We start from the raw sequence: 20,619 nt of genomic DNA, 5'->3' as shown, positions 1-20,619 counted from the left end.
ATAGCATAACGTGGCAATTATGCCAAATTACACTGAACAGCAGCTTAATCCTGCTGACGGCTTTAAGCCGGGTAAAAGCGCTGCCACTAGCCAACTATGTATAGCGTTAGTCGGCTTGTTTGCGTAAAAACGCCGGAATATCGAAAATATCAATATTCGCTTTGCTTTCAGGCTGTGGCTTGCTGCTTACCGCGGCTTGCTCTTGCTTCACTGTTTGCGTCTCATGTTGCGGCTGTAATGCAGCGCCACCCTGAGTACCGTAAAACGGTTTTTGCGCTTCTACCGGACGGCTACCATGCACCAGGCTGATGTCCGGACGACGGTCAGCACCGATACCGGTTGCCACTACAGTAACACGCAGTTCGTCTTGCATATTAGGGTCGATTACTGCCCCCACTACCACAGTGGCATTTTCTGAAGCGAACGCTTTTACCGCATTACCGACAATTTCAAATTCTTCAATGCTGATATCCAAACCGGCAGTAATGTTAACCAGAATACCCTTAGCACCGGATAAATCAATATCTTCCAGCAACGGGCTGGATATCGCCTGCTCTGCCGCTTCTTCTGCCCGGTCCGGACCACTGGCGCGACCGCTGCCCATCATGGCGGTGCCCATTTCTGACATTACAGTACGTACGTCGGCAAAGTCGACGTTGATCAAACCAGGCCGGGTAATCAGTTCAGCAATACCCTGCACTGCACCTAACAGCACGTTGTTGGCGGCTTTAAACGCGTCCAGCAGGCTGGTGCCTTTGCCCAGAACTTTTAACAACTTGTCGTTCGGGATAGTGATCAGCGAGTCAACGTGTTTGCTCAGCTCCAGAATACCTTCGTCAGCATAAGCGGTGCGCTTTTTGCCTTCAAACGGGAACGGCTTAGTAACCACTGCTACCGTTAAGATACCCAGTTCACGCGCCACTTCGGCAACGATTGGCGCTGCCCCGGTACCGGTACCACCACCCATGCCGGCGGCGATAAAAATCATATCCGCACCCTGCAGGGTTTTCTTGATCGTCTCACGATCTTCTTCCGCAGAGCGTCGGCCGATTTCCGGGTTAGCCCCGGCGCCTAAACCCTTGGTAACATGTGCGCCTAACTGCAGCGTAATGTTAGCCGAAGAATTGCGCAGTGCCTGGGCGTCGGTATTAGCCGCAACAAACTCTACACCTTCGATATTGCTGGCAACCATATACTCGACAGCATTACCGCCGCCACCGCCAACACCTATTACTTTAATAACAGCTTCTTCGCTGTGGTTTTCCATTAACTCAAACATAGCTCTCTCTCCGTTTCTACGCTTACTAACTTAAAATTCGCCTTTAAACCAGCTGCTGATCCGTTTGACGAAACTGCTCACTGAATCCCGCACGTCAGCATTTTTCTTTTGCTGCGTGCGCGCATCTTTACCGTATAACAACAAGCCCACTACACTGGCATACGCCGGGTCTTGCACATATTCTTTTAAGCCCGTGACATGCATAGGCGCACCTACGCGTACCGGCATTTGGAAAATATCTTCGGCAAACTCTACCGCGCCTTCCATCTTGGCGGTGCCACCGGTAAGCACCACTCCGGCTGCAATTTGCTCTTCCAGGCCACTGCTGCGGATTTCTTCCAGCACCAGTTCAAACAATTCCTGATAACGCGGCTCAACCACTTCGGCCAGGGTATGCCGCGACATTGAACGTGCCGGACGGCCGCCGACACTTGGCACTTCAATACTTTCTTCTTTACCGACCATGCTGCGCAGCGCACAGGCATATTGCACTTTAATTTCTTCGGCATGGCTTATCGGTGTGCGGAAAATCTTGGCGATATCACTGGTGACCTGATTACCGGCCACCGGAATAACCGCGGTGTGGCGCAGCGCACCATTGGTGTAAATAGCCAGATCAATAGTGCCGCCACCCATATCTACCACACAGACACCCAGCTCTTTTTCGTCATCCGTTAACACGGCAAAGCTGGACGCCAGCGCGCTGAATATCAGCTGGTCCACGTGTAAACCGCAACGCTCAACGCACTTTTCAATATTCTTTGCCATATCGTTAGCGCAGGTAATAATGTGTGCTTTGGCTTCCATCCGCACGCCCGACATGCCTACCGGACTTTTTATGCCTTCCTGCATATCTACCGAAAACTCCTGCGGCAATACGTGCAACATGCGCCGCTCGGCAGAAATAGGTACTGATTTGGCGGCGTGTACCACATTAGCCACGTCTTCCGCTGTCACTTCTGTATCGTTAATCGGTACCATGCCGCTTTCATTCTGACAGCGGATATGCTTGCCGGTGATGCCTAAATACACCGACGACACACGACAGTCGGCCATCAACTCGGCTTCGTCTATAGCACGTTGCACCGCCTGTACCACCAGGTTCAGATCGTTAACACCGCCTTTGTCCATGCCACGCGACACATGCGTACCCACACCGACAATGCTCAGCCGGTCATCTGTAGTGATCTCGCCAACTACCGCTTTAATGCGTGCGGTGCCTATATCCAGGCCGACAATCAGGTCCCGTTCTAACGACTTAGTCATGCTTTTCTCTTTTGTTCAGCGCTGTAGCGCACTGCTATGCCGGTGTCGTAGCGTAAATCGACTTCGGCTACGGCGTCGGTTTTATGTTTACTAATCACCGGATACAGCTCTATAAAGCGCTGCAACCGCTTTAACGTATCGTCACGTCCCAGCTGCAACGCTACGCCATTGCTCAGGTTTAGCTGCCAGGAAAAACGCTCGGTTAAGCCCAGCGCTACGGCATTAAATTTATGCAGGGCCAATAAGCCCTGCATATGGCGGAACATAGTCAGGGCATCCTGCTGGCTGCCTTGCGGGCCGGTTAGCTGTGGTAGTTCCGTTTTCAGCTGCTGTAAGGGGGCATCAAAAACATCCCCCTGTTGGTTGAGTAATTGCTGCTGATTCCACACGGCTACCGGCTGTTGTTCTGTTACAACCACAACCAGGGCGTCAGGCCATTGTTTGCGCACGGCCACCTGATACACCCAGGGTTGCTGCAACAGGAACTGCTGCACCTGATCCACATTCACGCTAAAAAAGTTACCCACGTATTGTTGTTGCAATGTTTGCTGCAACTGTGCGGCATTTATATGGTTAAAATCACCGTACAACCGCACCTGGCGCACCGGCGCACTTTGCTGCCCCTGCACCCAATCTGCTATTTTTACACCACCCCACAGCAACGCCAGCACAGCCACAATAAAAAACACCACACCGGCGTAAAATGCCGGGCGTTGTTTAAATTGCAGTGCAGGCCAGCGTAGTTGCATGCTTAATTACCGCCTTGTGTCTGGGTTAAAATAGCCAGCACTAACTGGCTGAAACTTAAACCGGCCGCTTTTGCCGCCATAGGCACCAGCGACTTTTCTGTCATGCCGGGCACAGTGTTCACTTCCAGTAAAAAGTGCTGTCCGCTTTGGTCGAGCATAATGTCTACCCGGCCCCAACCACTTGCCCCTACAGCATTAAAAGCTTTTAGTGCCGTGTCTTGCATGGCCGCGGTTTGCTCTGCGCTAAGTGGCGCCGGGCACAAATACTCGGTGCTGTTAGCCTGATATTTGGCTTCGTAGTCATAAAAGGCACGCGGCGTGCGCATCTCCACTACCGGCAATACCTGACCATTTAAAATGGCTACGGTAAATTCACGGCCGTTAATCCAGCGTTCTACCAAAATTTCGCTGTCGTATTTAAGCGCCGCGCGAATGGCCTGCTCTAACTCTGCTGCCGTGCTTGCTGCGCTCATACCAATACTGGAGCCTTCATTGGCCGGCTTAACCATTACCTTGCCGCCTAACGTTGCCAGCAAACCGGCAAAATCGGTGTCGTTGCTGTGCACCACGGCAAAGGGTGCGGTGGGCAATTTCTGAGCCTGAAACAACCACTTACAGCGAATTTTGTCCATTGCCAGTGCCGAGCCCAGCACGCCACTGCCGGTATATGGCAGCCCCAACTGTTGCAGTGCGCCCTGCATAGTGCCGTCTTCACCGCCGCGACCATGCAATACAATAAATACCCGTTGCGCGCCGAGATCCGCCAGCGAGGCTAACGACTGTGTTTGCGGATCAAAGGCCACCGCATCCACACCGGCGTCCAGCAGGGCTGTTAACACCGCATTACCGGAGCGCAGTGACACCTCACGCTCAGCCGATACGCCGCCAAACATCACTGCAACTTTACCCAAGGCAGTTAGCTGGTTGCTCATACTTTTTCTCCTGCGCCGGCTTTTAGTTTGGCAATATTAAGTTGCATGGCGGCCAGCTGTTTTACCAAGCTACCGATATTGCCAGCTCCCTGTGTCAGCAGTACGTCACCATCCTGCAGCACATTGGCCAGCGCAGGGGCCAGCTCTGCCGGCTCTGCTACGTATATCGGGTCCAGTGCGCCGCGGGTGCGGATAGAGCGGCATAAGCTGCGGCTGTCGGCGCCGGCAATGGCGGCTTCACCGGCAGGATAAACCTCCAGCAGCAGTAATTTATCTACCCCGGACAGCACGCGGGTAAAGTCGTCATACAGATCACGGGTGCGGCTGTAGCGGTGCGGCTGATACGCCATTACCAAACGCCGCTGTGGCCAGGCTGCCCGCACCGCGGCAATGGTTACTGCCACTTCGGTCGGGTGATGGCCATAGTCGTCCAGCAACAATACTTTGCCGTTACCGGTTTCAAATTCGCCATATTGCTGAAAACGGCGGCCGATACCTTCGAATTTACGCAGCGCTGCAAGTATCGCCTGCTCACTGATACCTTCATCCAGCGCCAGAGCAAAGGCTGCCGTAGCATTGAGCGCATTATGTTTCCCCGGCAAATTCAGCACCACTTCACGCTGATTACCGCGATTGTCATTGCTGCTGTTATCGGTAATAACAAACCGGCTTTGGGTGCCGCTTTGCTGAAATTCACTAATGACAAAATCGGCATCGTCGCTAAAGCCATAAGTCAGCACTGTACGGCCAATTTGTGGGATCAGCGCGCGCAGCACCGGGTCGTCAATACACACCACGGCCACACCGTAAAACGGCAGGTTATGACAAAACTCCAGATAGGTTGCTTTAAGCTTCTCAAAGTCACCCTCGTAGGTATCCATATGATCGGCTTCAATGTTAGTGATCACACTGGCCAGCGGCTGCAGGTGCAGGAAAGAGGCGTCACTTTCGTCTGCTTCGGCAATCAGATAACGCCCTGCGCCAAGCCGCGCATTAGAACCGGCAGAATTAAGTAAACCACCGATAACAAATGTCGGATCGGCACCGGCCTCAGCAAAAACAGAAGCCAGTAAACTGGTGGTGGTGGTTTTGCCGTGCGTGCCGGCTACGGCGATACCGTGGCGAAAACGCATCAGCTCGCCAAGCATTTCAGCGCGACGTACTACCGGGATGCGTAGCTCACGGGCGGCGGCCACTTCCGGGTTAGCGGTATTAATGGCACTGGATACCACTACTACACTGGCACCGGCAATATAAGCTGCATTGTGGCCAAAATGTACTTTCGCACCCAGGCCAATTAAACGCTCGGTTACAGCGTTGGGCGCAATATCAGAGCCCGACACATTATAACCTTCGTTTACCAACACTTCGGCAATACCACCCATGCCTGCACCGCCGATACCGACAAAGTGAATACGCTCTACGCGGCGCATGGCCAGTTTTTTCTGTTGCGGTGTACTAATCATAACTGCTGTCCTGTTACTGTCTGACCTACTGCCTGCTGACACAGCGTCACTACCTGCGCTGTCGCCTGGTCTAACGCACAGGCCCGCGCTTTGGCGGCCATATGCTGTAATGTGGTTTTACTCTGCAGCCACTGCTGTAACAGCGGCAACAGCTTATGTTCATTTAACCCGGCTTGCGCCAGCTGCAAAGCAGCGCCCTGTTGTGTTAACCAAAGTGCATTAACGGTTTGGTGATCGTCAATGGCGCCGGGTAAGGGCACAAATAGTGCTGCAACTCCGGCGCAGGCCAGTTCACTGACCGTTGATGCCCCGGCACGGCAAATAACCACGTCCGCCGCAGCGTATGCCGCTGCCATATCATCAATAAAGGCACTGACATCTGCCTGTAAATTGTCACACGCCAATGCCTGATAAGCCTGCATTGTCGGCAACTCTGCCGCTTTACCGGTTTGATGGCGTATTTCCAGCGCACCAAACTGCGCCGCTTTGGCAAAGATGCCGGGCAAGGTGTCATTTAGCGCTTTAGCCCCCAGGCTGCCGCCTACCACCAATACTTTTAAGCTACCGGCAAAGTTATGCCCGGCCGCGGCATCGATAATTTCCGCCCGCACAGGGTTACCCACTACCACCTGTTTGTCGTGGCCGGCAAATGCCGCCGGAAATGCTACCAATACCTTTTCTGCCAGCTTTGCCAGCAAACGGTTGGTGCTGCCGGCAACGGCATTTTGTTCATGAATAAACAACGGCCGCCGCTTAAGCCAGGCCGCTACACCGCCAGGGCCACTGGCATAACCGCCAAAACCCAGCACCAGGTCAGGTTGTACCGTATTGATTACCCGGCGCGCCTGCCATACCGACTTAAGCAACATCCACGGCGCTTTTAACAACGAAAACATGCCTTTGCCACGCAGTCCGGCCACATCAATAGCATGAAACGGCCAACCAAACTGCGGCACCAGCGTTGCTTCCATCCGTGTCGCTGTACCTAACCAATGTATTTGCCAACCGGCATCGCTCAGTGCAGTTGCCACTGCCCGTGCCGGAAAAATATGCCCGCCGGTGCCGCCGGCCATAATCAGAATGCGCGGTTTAGTCATGCCGGCCTCCGCTAATGGCTTGTTTACCGCTGAGTCGCACTTCAAAGTCGATTCGCAGCAACAGGGCCGCTGCCGCCAGCATAATAATTAAACTACTGCCACCGGAGCTGACAAATGGCAGAGTTAAGCCCTTAGTCGGCAAGGCGCCGGTGGCTACGCCAATGTTTACAGCCGATTGAAAGCCAATCCAGATAGCCAGGGCATATGCCAAAAAGCCATGAAAACTCATGCTTTTTGTCAGCGCGCGGTGGCCAATCCATAATGCGCGGTACACCAGCAGAAATATTAACGCCAGCAACAGCGCCACCCCGGCAAAGCCGGTTTCTTCGGCAATAACCGCCAGGATAAAGTCAGTGTGAGCTTCCGGCAGGTACTCCAGCTTTTGAATACTGTTACCCAAGCCCTGGCCAAACCAACCACCGCGGCCAAACGCCATTAGTGATTGCGTTAACTGATAACCACTGCCAAACGGATCTGCCCAGGGGTCGAGAAACGCCGTTACCCGTTTCCAACGGTATTCGCTGTAGACAATTAACACGCCTATTGCCATCAGGCCGGTAAAAATCAGCGCAAAAAATTGCCATAATTTGGCACCGGCTAAAAACAGCAGCGCCACAGCGGTGGCAAACATCACAATGACGGTACCCAGGTCCGGTTGCATCAGCAGCAATACAGCAAAAGCAAATAACACCAGTAGCGGTTTCAGGAAGCCTTTTAAGTTTTCCCGCACCTCTTCGTGGCGCCGCACCAGGTAACTGGCCAGATAGACAAAGAAGAACAATTTGGCCGGCTCTGCCGCTTGCAGTCCGATAGGGCCGATAGATAACCAACGCGTACTGCCGTTTACATTGCGGCCGAACAATAACACTGCTACCAACAGCGCCAGCGCAGCAAACAGCAGCAACATATTGCTGTTGTGCCACCATTGAACCGGAATATTAATGACCACTAACGCCGCAGAAAACCCTAACGCCAGGTACACCAGGTGGCGGATGGTAAAATGCAGCTCATTGCCAAATAACCTGGCCGCCACCGGCACCGAAGCACTGGTGACCATGACCACGCCAATCGCCAAAATAAGTAGCAACAGGGTAAGAAATAACTTGTCGTAGGCGGCGCCGTCATCTGCTCGCCACCAACCGCTTAAGCCCTGTAACGGGTTTTGCCAAAAGCTCAGGGCTAACTGCTTCATAGCACCTCCGCCCTTACTGCTGCCGCGAACAGCTCGCCGCGCTCGGCATAACTGTTAAACATATCGAGGCTGGCACAAGCCGGAGAGAGCAATACCATATCGCCCGGCTGCGCCAACTTAGCGGCCACTTTTACCGCATCTTGCAGAGTTTTTACCTGAATACTGTTATCAGTTAACGCCGCTATAGCCGGGCCGTCCTGTCCCAGGGTGATCAATTGCTGTACGTCACGCTGCAGCACCGCATTAAGCTCACGCACATCGGCGCCCTTAGCATCGCCGCCGGCAATCAGGATCAGTTTACCGCTGACGCCCGGCCGTAAACCGGCAATCGCCGCCAGGGTAGCGCCGATATTGGTGGCTTTAGAGTCGTTAACCCAGCGCACTGCATTTTTTTCTGCCACTAAGCTACAGCGATGCGGTAACGACACAAATTGGCGCAGTGCACGGATTAACCCCTCACGACTGGCACCGGCTGCCAGTGCCAATGCACAGGCCACCAAGGCATTAAATTCATTGTGAGCGCCAAACAACGTCATTTCACTCACCGGCAACAACGGCTCTGCGGCAACATTTAACCAGCGCTGGCCGTTATACTGCGTAATACCATAGCCCGAGTCGGCTAACTTAATGCCCAGCGTATGCTCTGCCTGCTCCGGCGTGGTAGCTGCGTCGTCCAGGTTAAATACCGCCAGTTGGGTGTGTTGATACACCCGTTGCTTAGACGCCGCATAGGCTGCCATATCGGCATAACGGTCTAAATGATCAGCGCTGATATTCAAAATACAGGCAGCAACGCTGTGCAGGCTGCTGGTGGTATCCAACTGAAAACTGGACAGCTCTAACACATAAACTGCCGTATCGGTTTGTGCTAACGCATCCAGCACCGGCAGGCCGATATTGCCGGCAGCCAGTGCTTTAATACCACTGCACTTCAGCATGGCCTCTACCAACATGGTTACGGTAGATTTACCGTTAGACCCGGTAATGGCCACCACCGGCCGTGTATTAAAGCGGGCGAACAATTCAACATCACCCAGCAGCGCTGCGCCCTGAGCCACAGCGAAACGGATGGCAGGATGGTTAGGCGATAAGCCCGGGCTCAGTACGATAATGTCCATTTTTGCCAGCCGGTTAGCGTCCAGTTCACCTAAATAGATACCGTCGACTTTTTCTGCTGCAATCTGCTCTATGCCGGCCGGTTTACTGCGGCTGTCCATCAGCACAGGTTTAATGCCTTTGCTCAGTAAAAAACGCACTGTGGCCAGACCCGACAGGCCCAGCCCTACTACAGCTATGCGTTTTTTCGCTAAACTTTGCATTAGTTATCTCAACTTAAGGGTGGCTAAGCCCACCAACACAAACATGATGGATAAGATCCAAAACCTTACAATTACGCGCGGTTCCGGCCAGCCTTTCAGCTCGTAATGATGATGAATTGGCGCCATGCGGAAAATGCGCTGCCCCCGCAGTTTGTATGACCCCACCTGCAAAATAACTGACAGCGTTTCCATCACAAACACACCGCCCATAATAAACAGCACGATTTCCTGGCGCACCAAAATGGCAATAACACCCAACACCGCGCCCAGCGCCAGTGAACCCACGTCGCCCATAAACACCTGCGCAGGGTAAGTGTTAAACCATAAAAAGCCCAGGCCGGCGCCGATAAGCGCAGCACATACCACCACCAACTCGCTGGCATGCGGCAAATAAGGAATATTCAGATAACCGGAGAAATTAACGTTGCCGCTGGCATAAGCAATAATGGCAAATGCCGCCGCCACCATAATGGTGGGCACTATGGCCAGACCGTCCAGGCCATCCGTCAGGTTTACCGCATTGCTGGTACCGACAATAACAAAGTAACTCAGCGCTAAAAATAACAAGCCCAGCTGCGGCACCACATCTTTAAAGAACGGCACTAACAGCGCGGTTTCTGCCGGACGCTCCGCCGTAAAATACAGAAATGCCGCGGTAGCGATAGCAAACAACGACTGCCAGAAGTATTTCCAGCGCGCAATTAAGCCTTTGGGATCTTTGCGGATCACCTTGCGGTAATCATCGACAAAACCAATCCAGCCAAAGCTGACCAGCACAAACAATACGACCCAAACGTATTTGTTTTCCAGGTTAGCCCACAGCAAGGTACTCAGCAGCACCGAGCCTAAAATCAGCAAACCGCCCATAGTCGGCGTGCCTTTTTTAGAGAAATGGCTTTCCGGGCCATCGCCACGTACCACCTGGCCAATTTGCATGCGTTGTAAAGCGGCAATTAATTTTGGGCCCAGATACAGGCTTAATAACAATGAGGTTAAAATACCCAGGATCGAACGGAAGGTAAGATAACTGAATACATTAAAGAAACTGAAGTATTGGGTTAAATACTCGGCTAACCAAACTAGCATGGGCTACTCTCCTGCTGACATCTTTCGAGCAAGTCCTGCACAACTAACTCCATCTTCGCGCTGCGCGAACCTTTCACTAGCAGGGTGACTTCCTGTTGTTCCGATATTATCGGCATCAGACGCTGTAATAATGCCTGACGCGAACTGAAATGAGCGCCTTGTCCATTGAACAAGTCACTGGCGCTCTGTGATAACACGCCAAGGGTGAACAACAGATTAATAGCCGATTTTTTTGCGTATAAACCGATCTCTTCATGGTATAACCGCGCATCTGCACCCAGTTCCGCCATGTCGCCGAGAATTAACACGCGGTAACCGGAATACGACGCTAACAAATCAATTGCCGCCTTAACCGACTCGACATTGGCATTGTAAGTGTCGTCAATCAGCCGCAGCTGCGCCGTGACCATTTTTACATTAGTCCGGCCTTTTACCGCCTGCATTTGTGCCAACCCCAGTTGTACATCGGCCAAATCGGCACCGACGGCAATACAGGCCGCTGCAGCAGTCAGCGCATTAGCAACGTTGTGTTTACCCGGAATAGTCAGTTGAACAAACTTTTTGCCAGCGGGACAATGCAACTCAAAGCCGGCACAGCCCTGGTTATCCAATACTATGCCATCAGCATAATAGTCAGCCGGTGCGGTAGCAGAAAACTGCATTATGTGTTTATCGTCCAACCGGCGCAGCCAGTAATCACGGTAATCACTGTCGGCCGGCAATATCGCCAGGCCTTGTGCCGGTAAGCCGTTAAAAATTTCGCCCTTGGCACGGGCCACGCCATACAAATCGCCAAACCCTTCCAAATGCGACGCGGCCACATTAGTAATAAGCGCCACATCCGGCTTGGCCAATGAAGTGGTATAAGCAATTTCGCCCTGATGATTGGCACCGAGCTCTAACACCGCAAAATCATGTTGTTCGGTCAGGCGCAGCATCGTCAGTGGCACGCCAATGTCATTGTTAAAATTGCCCTGCGTCGATAACACCTTACCGCGACGGCTTAAAATGGCCGCAATCATTTCTTTTACGGTGGTTTTACCGGCACTGCCGGTAACCGCGATGGTTTTTGGCGCTAAGCGCGCTTTTAACGCGGCTGCCAGTTGCCCCAGAGCCAGCCGGCTGTCCGGCACAATAATTTGCGTAATATCGGTATCTACCGGGTGCTCTACCACTACCGCCGCTGCGCCTTTGGCTTTTACCTCGGCAACAAACACCGAACCGTCAAAGTTAGGCCCTTTTAATGCAATAAACAGCTCACCGGCGCTGATAACGCGGCTATCGGTGCTGACCGAGGTAATGGCAACATCGGGCCCGGTCATAGTGCCGTTAACCATGGCGGTAATTTCAACACAGCTTAATGTAATCATAGAGACATCTCCGTAACCAGTTGACGAAGATAGGCGCGCTCATCGTATTGCCGCTGCTCGCTGCCAATAATCTGAATAGTTTCATGGCCTTTACCGGCAACCAGCACCACGTCACCCGGCTGGGCGCTAACCAGTGCCAACTTGATGGCAGCCTGGCGATCAGGCTCAATCTGATAGCTGGCATCCGGGCTCATACCGGCGGCAATTTCTTCGCAAATTGCCATCACATCTTCACTGCGCGGATTGTCGGCGGTAATGATCACGTGATCGGCAAACAATTCTGCCAGTTGCCCCATTAACGGCCGCTTACCACGGTCGCGGTCGCCGCCGCAACCAAACACACACCACAGCCGTGAAGTGCAGTGCAAGCGTAATGATTGCAGTGCCTGTTGCAGTGCGTCCGGGGTGTGTGCATAGTCAATCACCGCGGTAAATTGCTGCGCAAACACAAACTGCTCCATCCGGCCTGGCACAGCCTGTAAACGGTTGCAGGCATTAACCAGACTGGTCAGGTCATAGCCCTGCACCATCAGCGCCAGCATAGCTGCCAGCACATTCTGAATATTAAACTCACCCAACAAGGGCAAATGCAGACTGTAATCGCCGGCATGCGAGCTCAGCTGCAACTGATAACCGTTAGTGGTGGCAACCACATCGGAATAGGCCAGGTATCTGGCAAAACCATGGCAATGCTCTGCTTTACCATAAGCCCACACCGGCACTTCACATTGCGCTGCCAACTTCCGGCCGTAGTCATCAGACACATTAATAACCGCAGCGCGGCTTACTCCGGCGCGGAACAATAACGCCTTGGCTGCAGCGTATTCCGCCATGCTGCCGTGATAATCCAGGTGATCGCGCGTCAGGTTAGTAAACACCGCCACGTCAAACTGGATACCGGCAACACGCTGCTGCACCAAAGCATGCGATGACACCTCCATCGCTACCAGCTGCACCTGCTGCCTAACACAAGCGGCTAAAATGCGCTGAATGTCGACAAAATGCGGCGTAGTATTGGGTAAGGCAGTCAACTGTTGATAGTAGCCATAACCCAAAGTACCGATTACAGCACCTTTAACCGTCAACTGCTCAAGTAACTGATTGATAAAAAACGTAATACTGGATTTGCCGTTAGTACCGGTAACACCAACCAACTGCAGCACCCGAGCCGGATGCTGATAAAAATCCGCCACTAACGCCGGCAGTATCTGCACTAATTCAGGCAGCACTACTATTCGGTTATCGGTGTAAGCACCGCTGTCGGTTAATACCAGTGCCGCGCCGCCGGCAAAAGCACGGTCGATATAATCTTTACCATGCTGCGCCACGCCGGCAATGGCAACAAACACATCGCCCGGGCCAACCTTGCGGCTGTCCAGCTGAATACTGTGTAACTCACACTGCGGAACTGCGGTGCTGTAGTTTGCTAACCAGGTTACTGAGTTAACCGGCATTGGTGCCTCCCGTTACGGCTGAGAGTCTGGGCTGAGTTGCGGCATCCGGCGATAAGTTAAGTAACTGCATCGCGGCGCCCATAATATTGGCAAACACCGGGGCGGCTATTTCGCCGCCGTGGTAAAAATCGCCGGCCGGTTCATTAATCACCACCACACACACTAAACGCGGATTTGACACCGGGCCTACGCCGGCAAAGGAGGCCACATAATCTTCACCATAACCACCGGCTATGGCCTTGCGCGAAGTGCCGGTTTTGCCGCCAACACGATAACCTTCTACCTGAGCGCGGGTGGCGGTGCCGCCCGGCATAATGTTGGCTTCCATCATTTCCAACATTGCCAGCGCATGCTGTTTTGCCAGCACTTGCTCACCGACGTACGGTTGCTCGGTTTTTAAAATAGTCAGTGGCCGGCTGATACCACCATTAGCGATGGTCGCATACACTTTAGCCAATTGCGCAGCGGTAACCGACAAACCGTAACCAAACGACATCGCGGCTCTCTCATGCTCAGACCAGCGCCGGCGGTGGCTTAACATACCGCTGCTTTCGCCGTTTAAACCAAGCCCGGTATCAATGCCAAGCCCCATATTGCCGTACAGGCTAATGACGTGTTCTACCGGCATATCTAATACCAGTTTGCTTACGCCGACATTGCTCGATTTTTGAATAATGCCGGTAAGGCCGAGTGTTTTATAATTATTGGCATCGCGCACCCAACTGCCGCCAATGCGGATATAACCCGGCGCCGTATCAACCTGCGTGTTGAGGTTGGCACTGCCAAATTCCAACGCACTGAGCACCGCCAGCGGCTTCATGGTTGAACCCGGTTCAAAGGTGTCGGTAATGGCGCGGTTGCGGAACAAATACGCCGGCGCATTGCCACGGTTATTAGGATTAAACGACGGGCTGTTTACCATAGCCAGCACTTCGCCGGTGTGTACATCCACCACGATGGCCGAACCGGAGGTCGCACCGTGCGACAACACGGCTTTTTTCAATTCACGGTACGTCACTGATTGAATACGCTGATCAATGCTAAGCTGTAAATTACCCGGTTGCTGCGCTTCTGAGCGCTCTATCACTTCAATTTCGCGGCCTTTAGCATCTTTGCGAAATACCTTGCGCCCGGCAGAGCCGGTCAGCAGGTCGTTGTAACGCTTTTCAATGCCCTCTACACCGCTATCGTCAACATTGGTAAAACCAATCAGCTGCGCGGTAACTTCAGCTGCCGGATAATAGCGACGCGACTCCTGGCGGAAGTAAATGCCGGGTACATTTAGTTTTTTGACGTAGTCCACTACTGCCGGATTAACCTGACGCTGCAGATAAATAAAGCGCCGCTGCGGGTTGTCACCCACTTTTTGCAACAACTGCGCCGGCGTCATTTGCAAAATATCCGCCAGGGCATGCCAGCGACGCTCATCGGCTGCGGCATGGCGCTCTATCACTATTTTAGGATCAGCCCAAATAGCCTCTACCGGCACACTAACTGCCAGTTCTTCGCCGTTACGATCTAAAATCATGCCACGCAGCACGCTATCGGCTTCAACACGCAGGCTGCGCATATCGCCCTGGCTGACTAACATATCCGGCTCGACCACCTGCAACCAGGCAGCCCGCACCATCAGTGCGCCAAACACCGCGGACAGCGTCAGTAATACAAAAGCAAAACGCCAGCTCAGTACCGACGGCACTGTTCTGGCTTTTGCTTGAGGTGCTTTACGCTGGCGGCTCACCGGACAGTCACCGCAATATCCTGCTCACCGGCAGGACGCACCATTTGCAGGCGCGAACGGGCAATATCTTCTACCCGGCTGTGCTCTGACAATGCCCGCTGCTCCAACAGCAAGTTGCGCCATTCAATATCTAATTGGTCACGCTGTTGGTACAAGCCATCCTGCGCTATTGTCAGTTGCCGGTTCAGGTGGGCAAAATGCACCACTGTCAGTGCCGACGCCATACACGCCAACAGCAGCAGCGCCAGCCATTTCTGCCGGCGCCAGTCACTGACGATTAAGCGATGCAGGCTGATATTATTCATGCTGCTGCCTCTGAGCAATGCGCAGCACAGCACTGCGGGCACGGGGGTTTTCTTGCAGTTCCTGCTCTGACGGCATAATGGCTTTGCCAACCAGTTTTAATTCTGTGCGCTGGTTCATCTGCGCAGCAGTCAGCGGTATACCGCGTGGTATTGGCTCACCTTTGGAATAACGGCGCATAAACTGCTTAACCAGCCGATCTTCCAGTGAGTGGAAGCTGATCACCACCAAACGGCCACCGGGTTTTAATACCTGCATAGCGGCATGTAAAGCCTGATTTACCTGCTCCAGCTCGCTGTTAATGTAAATACGGATAGCCTGAAAGCTGCGTGTTGCAGGGTGTTTTTTCTCTTTATTACTTTTCGGCACACTGGCGCTGATTAACGCGGCCAACTGGGCGGTACGGGTAATGTTGGTTTCAACCCGTGCAGCCACTATGGCCTGAGCAATGCGCCAGGCAAACTTTTCTTCGCCGTATTCGCGTAGTACAAAGCTGATATCTTCGACATCAGCCTGTGCCAGCCAGTCGGCAGCACTGATACCCGAGCTTGGGTCCATACGCATATCCAGCGGGCCGTCACGCATAAAGCTAAAGCCGCGGTCAGCATCGTCTAATTGTGGCGACGACACACCAAGATCAAGCAAAATACCGTCCAGCGCACCGTTGATATGCAACTGTTCAGCAATAGACGCCAGGGCGGCGAAGGGGCTGTGGGTGATATGAAAGCGGGGATCTGCCTGTAAAGGCGCAGCAGCAGCTATCGCGGTGGGGTCGCGATCTATAGCATATAAACGGCCCTTCGGGCCAAGCAGGGATAAAATAGCACGGCTGTGCCCGCCACGGCCAAAGGTACCGTCAAGGTAACAACCGTCGGGCTGTATTGCCAAACCGTCCAGTGCTTCTTGCAACAAAACGGAGATATGTGCCGGTGCATTCATTTACAGTGCAAAGTCCTGTAATCGTTCTGACAATTCCACATCACCGGCCTGAGCCTGTTCCAGCGCAATATCTGCAGCTAAACGCTCATGCCAGGCGGCTTCATCCCAGATTTCAAATTTATTTAACTGACCAACCAGACGGATATTCTTGCTCAACCCGGCATGTTGCCGCAGCGGAGCCGGCAGTAAAATACGGCCGCTTTTATCCATGTCGCAATCGGTGGCGTTACCCAACAGTACGCGCTGTAAGCGGCGTTCCTGCGGGTTTAAGCTGGACAAGCGCTTGAGTTTTTCTTCTATTTCTTCCCACTCAGCCAGCGGATAAAGCAATAAACAGGGATCATGCAAATCGATGGTGCAAATCAAATGGCCCTGACAATCAGACAGCAGAAATTCGCGGTAGCGCGCAGGTAGCGCTAACCGTCCTTTCTCGTCTAATGTCAACGTAAATGAGCCACGAAACATACGCTTCCTGTGCAACTGATTTTTAAGCTTTAGTTCGCAGGTAAAGCCAAATGATCCACTTTTACCCACAAATCCCCACAACGATACAGTTTAGGGTGCAGGTTTAGCCATTGTCAAGGTAAAAACGGCATGATCGATCGATTACGATCTCAGTAAAAATAAGCGCTGCAGCAAAGATGATGATTTTGGTGGGAAAAAGTGGAGGCAGATCAAAACTGCTGCAGAATTGCCCTGTTTTTATGTACAGTGCCGGATATTCTGCTGCTTTTTTCTGCGCTTACTTGCCAACGCAGAATAAATTATTCAATACTGCACTGGTATACTAATAACAAATTCTTACACCCGCTTTAAGCAATACAAGGATCTGGCTTTATGGTGTGTTTACTGAAAATACGCGGCATGCTGGAGCAGATGTCGATTATCGAGCGTAAGCTGGCGGATTTTATCCTGGATAACGCCCATTTGCTACGGGACTATTCCTCGCAGCAACTGGCCGATGCGGTGGGTACCAGCCAATCCAGCGTCGTGAAATTTTGTCAGAAGCTCGGCTATAAAGGTTACCCGGATTTAAAACTGGCGGTAAATGAAGCGGTGATCACCGCGACCACTTTAAACCGAGACAACAACGAACCCAACCCGACACAAAACGGCCTGGTTAATCTGGTAGAGCAGCTGCAATTCAGCCTGCAAAGCCACCTGCGTGGCATTCTGGAAGTTAACAGTGAAAAAGCGTTACAAGACAGTGCCGACTTGTTGGCACAGGCTGACAAAGTATTGATAGCCGGCTTCGGTAAGTCCGGCATAGTGGCGCACGATATGCAATTCCGTTTACTACAGCTGGGTAAGCTGGCCCTGCTGCACAGCGACCCGGCTATTGCGCTGCAGCTGGCCAGCACCTTAAGCCATAACAGCATACTGCTGCTGGTGTCAGAATCCGGCCATAATACCGACTTACTGAAGTTAGCAAAATATGCCAAACAGCGGCAGATCCGCATTATCAGCTTAACCGGTTATAAAACCAACGCCCTTAGCCTGGCCGCCGACATAGCGCTGTTTGCACTGAGCGGCGATGAAAATGTCAGAATTAACGCTATTTTGGTGCAATTGGCGCAGCAGCACCTGTGTCATATTTTGTATTTGCTGTTGTGCCAGCGGCAAAATAACGATCATCAGTTAGAAGAAAGCGCTAAGCTACTGAATTTACTGGAACAGCCCTGAGCGGAGAAATAGCCCTCAGCACGTTGAAGGCTAACGCGCGGAATCTCAGGCCAGCATTTCCAGGCCTTCAATTGCCGTAATACCCAGGCCGGGCGCATCAGCAATCGTAATGTCGGCATCATTAAAGCTTACACTGCTGGTTACCGGATCAAAGGCACACAACGACGGGCCATCCAGGTCAATCTTGGTAATAACATCAGACTTGGCCACCGCCACATGCACGGCAGCCGCCACACTAATGCTACCTTCCAGCATGCAACCAATCATGCATTGCATATCGTAAAACGAGCAGATATCGGCAATTTTAATCGCATTGGCAATACCGCCGGTTTTCATCAGCTTAATATTAATAATGTCGGCCGCGCGCATTTTTATCAGCTCGATAACCTCGCGTGGGCCAAAGCTGCTTTCGTCCGCCATCACCGGCGTATGCACCCGCTCGGTAATGTATTTTAAACCTTCCAGGTCGTAGGCTTTTACCGGTTGTTCTACCAGCTCCAGCCGCACACCGGCATCTTCTAACTTATGCAGTGCATAGACAGCTTCTTTAGCGGTCCAGCCCTGGTTTGCATCCAGCCGGATCAATGCTTTACCTTCTACCGCAGCATAAATCGCTTTTACCCGCTCGATATCAACACCAATATCTTTACCTACTTTTACCTTTAAGGTTTCAAAGCCACGGTCTATCGCGCTGAGCGAGTCGGCAACCATCTTGTCGATGTAGTCAACGCTGATCGTCAGATCGGTGGTGATTTTCGGCACACCGCCACCGAGTATTTTGTATAACGGCGCCTTGTACAACTGCGCAAATAAATCATATACCGCCATTTCTACCGCAGCTTTAGCGCTGTAGTTTTTCATAATACTGCCCTGGATCAGGCGGATAATATGGTTTAAATCGGCAATATCCTGCCCCAGCAGCCTGGGTTTTATTACCGTACGGATAGCCTCAATAATAGAACCGTGAATATCACCGGTGATCACCGCGGTGGCCGGTGCAGCGCCGTAACCGGTGTTACCGCTGTCAGTCTCCACAATAATCACCACATCTTCGGTGCTGTTAACCGTACGCAGCGCCGTCTTAAACGCCGTTTTCAGAGGCACCCGTAACATTCCCAGCCGGATATCTGTTATTTTCATCGTTACCTCTGTTATCGCAATGATTTGATGGCGTACATGGCATCAAAATAGGATTGTTGTTCTGTTGCATATAACGGCAGCAGCGGCGTTACCGCTACCCCATTGAGGGTACCGCGGTAAATAGTGCCATCGCTGCGCGGATACAGCAGTGTATTAACATCATGGATCATAAAAGGCTGGCCGTTTACTGTGCCAAGGTATAATGCGACATGGCCGGGAAAATACAGCAAGTCGCCCACCTGCAATTTCGCCAGCGCGGCCTGTTTATCGGCCACACTGCTGTCGGCACTGAAGCGGATATTACGGCCATAGCCACCATTGCCCTGCTGGCCGGAATTGCGTGGCATCAGCAAGCCGAAACTGCGGAAAATCTCGGAGATAAACCCGGTACAGTCACGGCCGTTATAGTCATGCCCCCAGCCATAGCGCTCACCTAAAAACTTAAACGCCTGCGCCAGAATATTATACGGCGTAAACGGCAAATAGCCCTGCTGTACATCGGCACTGAGCGGCAATAACGCCGGAGTAAAACTCAGACTGCCGTCAGCCAACCGCAGCGGTAACTGTACTATATGACTGGCTACCGGGTTTTGGCCGTGCACGTTAAACCCGGCCTCAGCAGCACTTAGCAGCGGCAAGCGCACGCCCATATCCAGTTGCAGTTCAGACACTGCCGCCAACTGCGGGTTAAACGCGGTGTGCACCTTGGCGCCGGTTATCACAATAAACGGCTGTTGCTGCGTGTACGCCAGTACCTGCTGTTTGCTGCCTATTGCCACATCAGCGGCTTGCAGCCAGCCGGTATAGTTAAAACTGCGTACCAACAACCACTGGTTATCGCGGCTGCTATGCAACAAGGCCACTGCATCGGCCGGGAACAGCGCCGTTTCAGCAAAGCGGTCCAGGTCGGGGTTGCCCTGCTCGTTCACTATTCTGTCACGGGTTGGAAAGGCGCGTAACGCACTGCGTTTTACCACCAACCCAAAGCGTAACGGGTTAACCGCCTGCATGTGGTCTAATGCCGTTAAGCTCTGATAATGCTGCCAGTGCTGCGCGGTTAATTGGCTGCCATCAAGATAAAACCGCGCCGCCGTTGGCACCTTACTTACGCTTTGTATAATAGCGCCAAGCTCAGCTTTGCTGTAATGCGCCGGCAGACTTTGCAGAGACTGCATCTCGCTTTGTAAGGCGAAGGTTTCGCTATTACGCTGCGCTATTTGTGCCGGCGTTAACAACAGTTGCTGCGGCGCGGCTAATTTGGTCTGCCAAAACCGGGGGTTCATCTGTTCCGGCGACAACAGGGGCACATCAGACCTAAACTGTATTGTGGTTTCAGTCGCTAAAACTACATGCCAGCAACAGCACAGCAACCACAGTATTTTCTTCATGCCTGTCCCTTCCTAAGCTCTTGCTTTTAAGACGTTAACGCCAACGCTCTGTAAGCCAACATAGCGCCTTGGAATGAAATATTCCAATTATTTTCAAAATTAAGCATAAATTATTTTCAAAAGGAATTAAATATTGCTATGTTAATTTTGTGCAGAAATTAAACGTTTTGCATTTTCAGAAAAAACGGGCAATCAGACCCGGGTAACGGATAGCC

General features: G+C 52.4%; 18 protein-coding genes. 1 reads left to right on the top strand and 17 read right to left on the bottom strand.

Going from position 1 to position 20,619, the window contains the following annotated elements; all coding sequences use genetic code 11:
- Positions 1 to 106 precede the first annotated feature (106 nt).
- The 15 genes from ftsZ to mraZ are packed head-to-tail and all read right to left on the bottom strand — an operon-like array spanning position 107 to position 16,658.
- The gene (gene ftsZ, locus HRH59_RS11835; protein WP_173501474.1) at positions 107 to 1,279 is read right to left on the bottom strand and encodes a cell division protein FtsZ; all 1,173 of its coding nucleotides are present in this window, start codon (positions 1,277 to 1,279) and stop codon (positions 107 to 109) included.
- A 30-nt stretch (positions 1,280 to 1,309) separates the two neighbouring features.
- On the bottom strand, positions 1,310 to 2,545 hold the full coding sequence (ftsA, locus tag HRH59_RS11830) for a cell division protein FtsA (RefSeq protein WP_173501473.1): 1,236 nt from the start codon (positions 2,543 to 2,545) through the stop codon (positions 1,310 to 1,312).
- On the bottom strand, positions 2,542 to 3,294 hold the full coding sequence (locus HRH59_RS11825) for a cell division protein FtsQ/DivIB (RefSeq protein WP_173501472.1): 753 nt from the start codon (positions 3,292 to 3,294) through the stop codon (positions 2,542 to 2,544). The genes ftsA and HRH59_RS11825 overlap by 4 nt, the downstream gene beginning before the upstream one ends.
- A 2-nt stretch (positions 3,295 to 3,296) precedes the next feature.
- Positions 3,297 to 4,226: a D-alanine--D-alanine ligase gene (locus HRH59_RS11820; protein WP_173501471.1), complete on the bottom strand. Its 930-nt coding sequence runs from the start codon at positions 4,224 to 4,226 to the stop codon at positions 3,297 to 3,299.
- Positions 4,223 to 5,692 (bottom strand): UDP-N-acetylmuramate--L-alanine ligase, encoded by a 1,470-nt coding sequence (murC, locus tag HRH59_RS11815; RefSeq protein WP_173501470.1) that lies wholly within the window; start codon positions 5,690 to 5,692, stop codon positions 4,223 to 4,225. Before murC ends, HRH59_RS11820 begins: the two co-directional genes overlap by 4 nt.
- A complete protein-coding gene (gene murG, locus HRH59_RS11810; RefSeq protein ID WP_173501469.1) occupies positions 5,689 to 6,789 on the bottom strand; it encodes an undecaprenyldiphospho-muramoylpentapeptide beta-N-acetylglucosaminyltransferase in 1,101 nt (366 codons plus the stop codon). Before murG ends, murC begins: the two co-directional genes overlap by 4 nt.
- Entirely contained in the window at positions 6,782 to 7,981 is a 1,200-nt protein-coding gene (gene ftsW / locus HRH59_RS11805) for a putative lipid II flippase FtsW (protein ID WP_173501468.1), read from the bottom strand. The genes murG and ftsW overlap by 8 nt, the downstream gene beginning before the upstream one ends.
- Positions 7,978 to 9,300, bottom strand: a complete 1,323-nt coding sequence (gene murD, locus HRH59_RS11800; protein WP_173501467.1) for a UDP-N-acetylmuramoyl-L-alanine--D-glutamate ligase — start codon at positions 9,298 to 9,300, stop codon at positions 7,978 to 7,980. The genes ftsW and murD overlap by 4 nt, the downstream gene beginning before the upstream one ends.
- A gap of 3 nt (positions 9,301 to 9,303) precedes the next feature.
- On the bottom strand, positions 9,304 to 10,386 hold the full coding sequence (gene mraY / locus HRH59_RS11795) for a phospho-N-acetylmuramoyl-pentapeptide-transferase (protein WP_173501466.1): 1,083 nt from the start codon (positions 10,384 to 10,386) through the stop codon (positions 9,304 to 9,306).
- Positions 10,380 to 11,756, bottom strand: a complete 1,377-nt coding sequence (locus HRH59_RS11790; protein WP_173501465.1) for a UDP-N-acetylmuramoyl-tripeptide--D-alanyl-D-alanine ligase — start codon at positions 11,754 to 11,756, stop codon at positions 10,380 to 10,382. The genes mraY and HRH59_RS11790 overlap by 7 nt, the downstream gene beginning before the upstream one ends.
- Positions 11,753 to 13,210, bottom strand: a complete 1,458-nt coding sequence (locus tag HRH59_RS11785; RefSeq protein WP_173501464.1) for a UDP-N-acetylmuramoyl-L-alanyl-D-glutamate--2,6-diaminopimelate ligase — start codon at positions 13,208 to 13,210, stop codon at positions 11,753 to 11,755. Before HRH59_RS11785 ends, HRH59_RS11790 begins: the two co-directional genes overlap by 4 nt.
- On the bottom strand, positions 13,200 to 14,951 hold the full coding sequence (locus tag HRH59_RS11780; RefSeq protein ID WP_173501463.1) for a penicillin-binding transpeptidase domain-containing protein: 1,752 nt from the start codon (positions 14,949 to 14,951) through the stop codon (positions 13,200 to 13,202). Before HRH59_RS11780 ends, HRH59_RS11785 begins: the two co-directional genes overlap by 11 nt.
- Complete coding sequence (gene ftsL, locus HRH59_RS11775; protein WP_173501462.1) at positions 14,948 to 15,256, bottom strand: cell division protein FtsL; 309 nt, start codon at positions 15,254 to 15,256, stop codon at positions 14,948 to 14,950. The genes HRH59_RS11780 and ftsL overlap by 4 nt, the downstream gene beginning before the upstream one ends.
- Entirely contained in the window at positions 15,249 to 16,193 is a 945-nt protein-coding gene (gene rsmH, locus HRH59_RS11770; RefSeq protein WP_173501461.1) for a 16S rRNA (cytosine(1402)-N(4))-methyltransferase RsmH, read from the bottom strand. Before rsmH ends, ftsL begins: the two co-directional genes overlap by 8 nt.
- Positions 16,194 to 16,658, bottom strand: a complete 465-nt coding sequence (gene mraZ / locus HRH59_RS11765) for a division/cell wall cluster transcriptional repressor MraZ (RefSeq protein ID WP_173501460.1) — start codon at positions 16,656 to 16,658, stop codon at positions 16,194 to 16,196.
- 372 nt (positions 16,659 to 17,030) lie between these two features.
- Between mraZ and HRH59_RS11760 the strand changes: the two genes are divergently transcribed.
- Positions 17,031 to 17,876 carry a MurR/RpiR family transcriptional regulator gene (locus HRH59_RS11760; RefSeq protein ID WP_173501459.1) on the top strand — a complete coding sequence of 282 codons (846 nt, stop codon included), beginning with the start codon at positions 17,031 to 17,033 and terminating at the stop codon, positions 17,874 to 17,876.
- Between the two features lie 45 nt (positions 17,877 to 17,921).
- Here the strand turns inward: HRH59_RS11760 and HRH59_RS11755 are convergent, their stop codons facing one another.
- The gene (locus tag HRH59_RS11755) at positions 17,922 to 19,016 is read right to left on the bottom strand and encodes a dipeptide epimerase (RefSeq protein WP_173501458.1); all 1,095 of its coding nucleotides are present in this window, start codon (positions 19,014 to 19,016) and stop codon (positions 17,922 to 17,924) included.
- Positions 19,017 to 19,027: 11 nt separating this feature from the next.
- Complete coding sequence (locus HRH59_RS11750; protein ID WP_231702478.1) at positions 19,028 to 20,299, bottom strand: NlpC/P60 family protein; 1,272 nt, start codon at positions 20,297 to 20,299, stop codon at positions 19,028 to 19,030.
- Between the last annotated feature and the right edge of the window lie 320 nt (positions 20,300 to 20,619).

The sequence above is a fragment of the Rheinheimera lutimaris genome (assembly GCF_013283795.1).
GTDB lineage: Bacteria > Pseudomonadota > Gammaproteobacteria > Enterobacterales > Alteromonadaceae > Alishewanella > Alishewanella lutimaris.
This window is presented reverse-complemented; position numbering and strand designations above follow the sequence as displayed.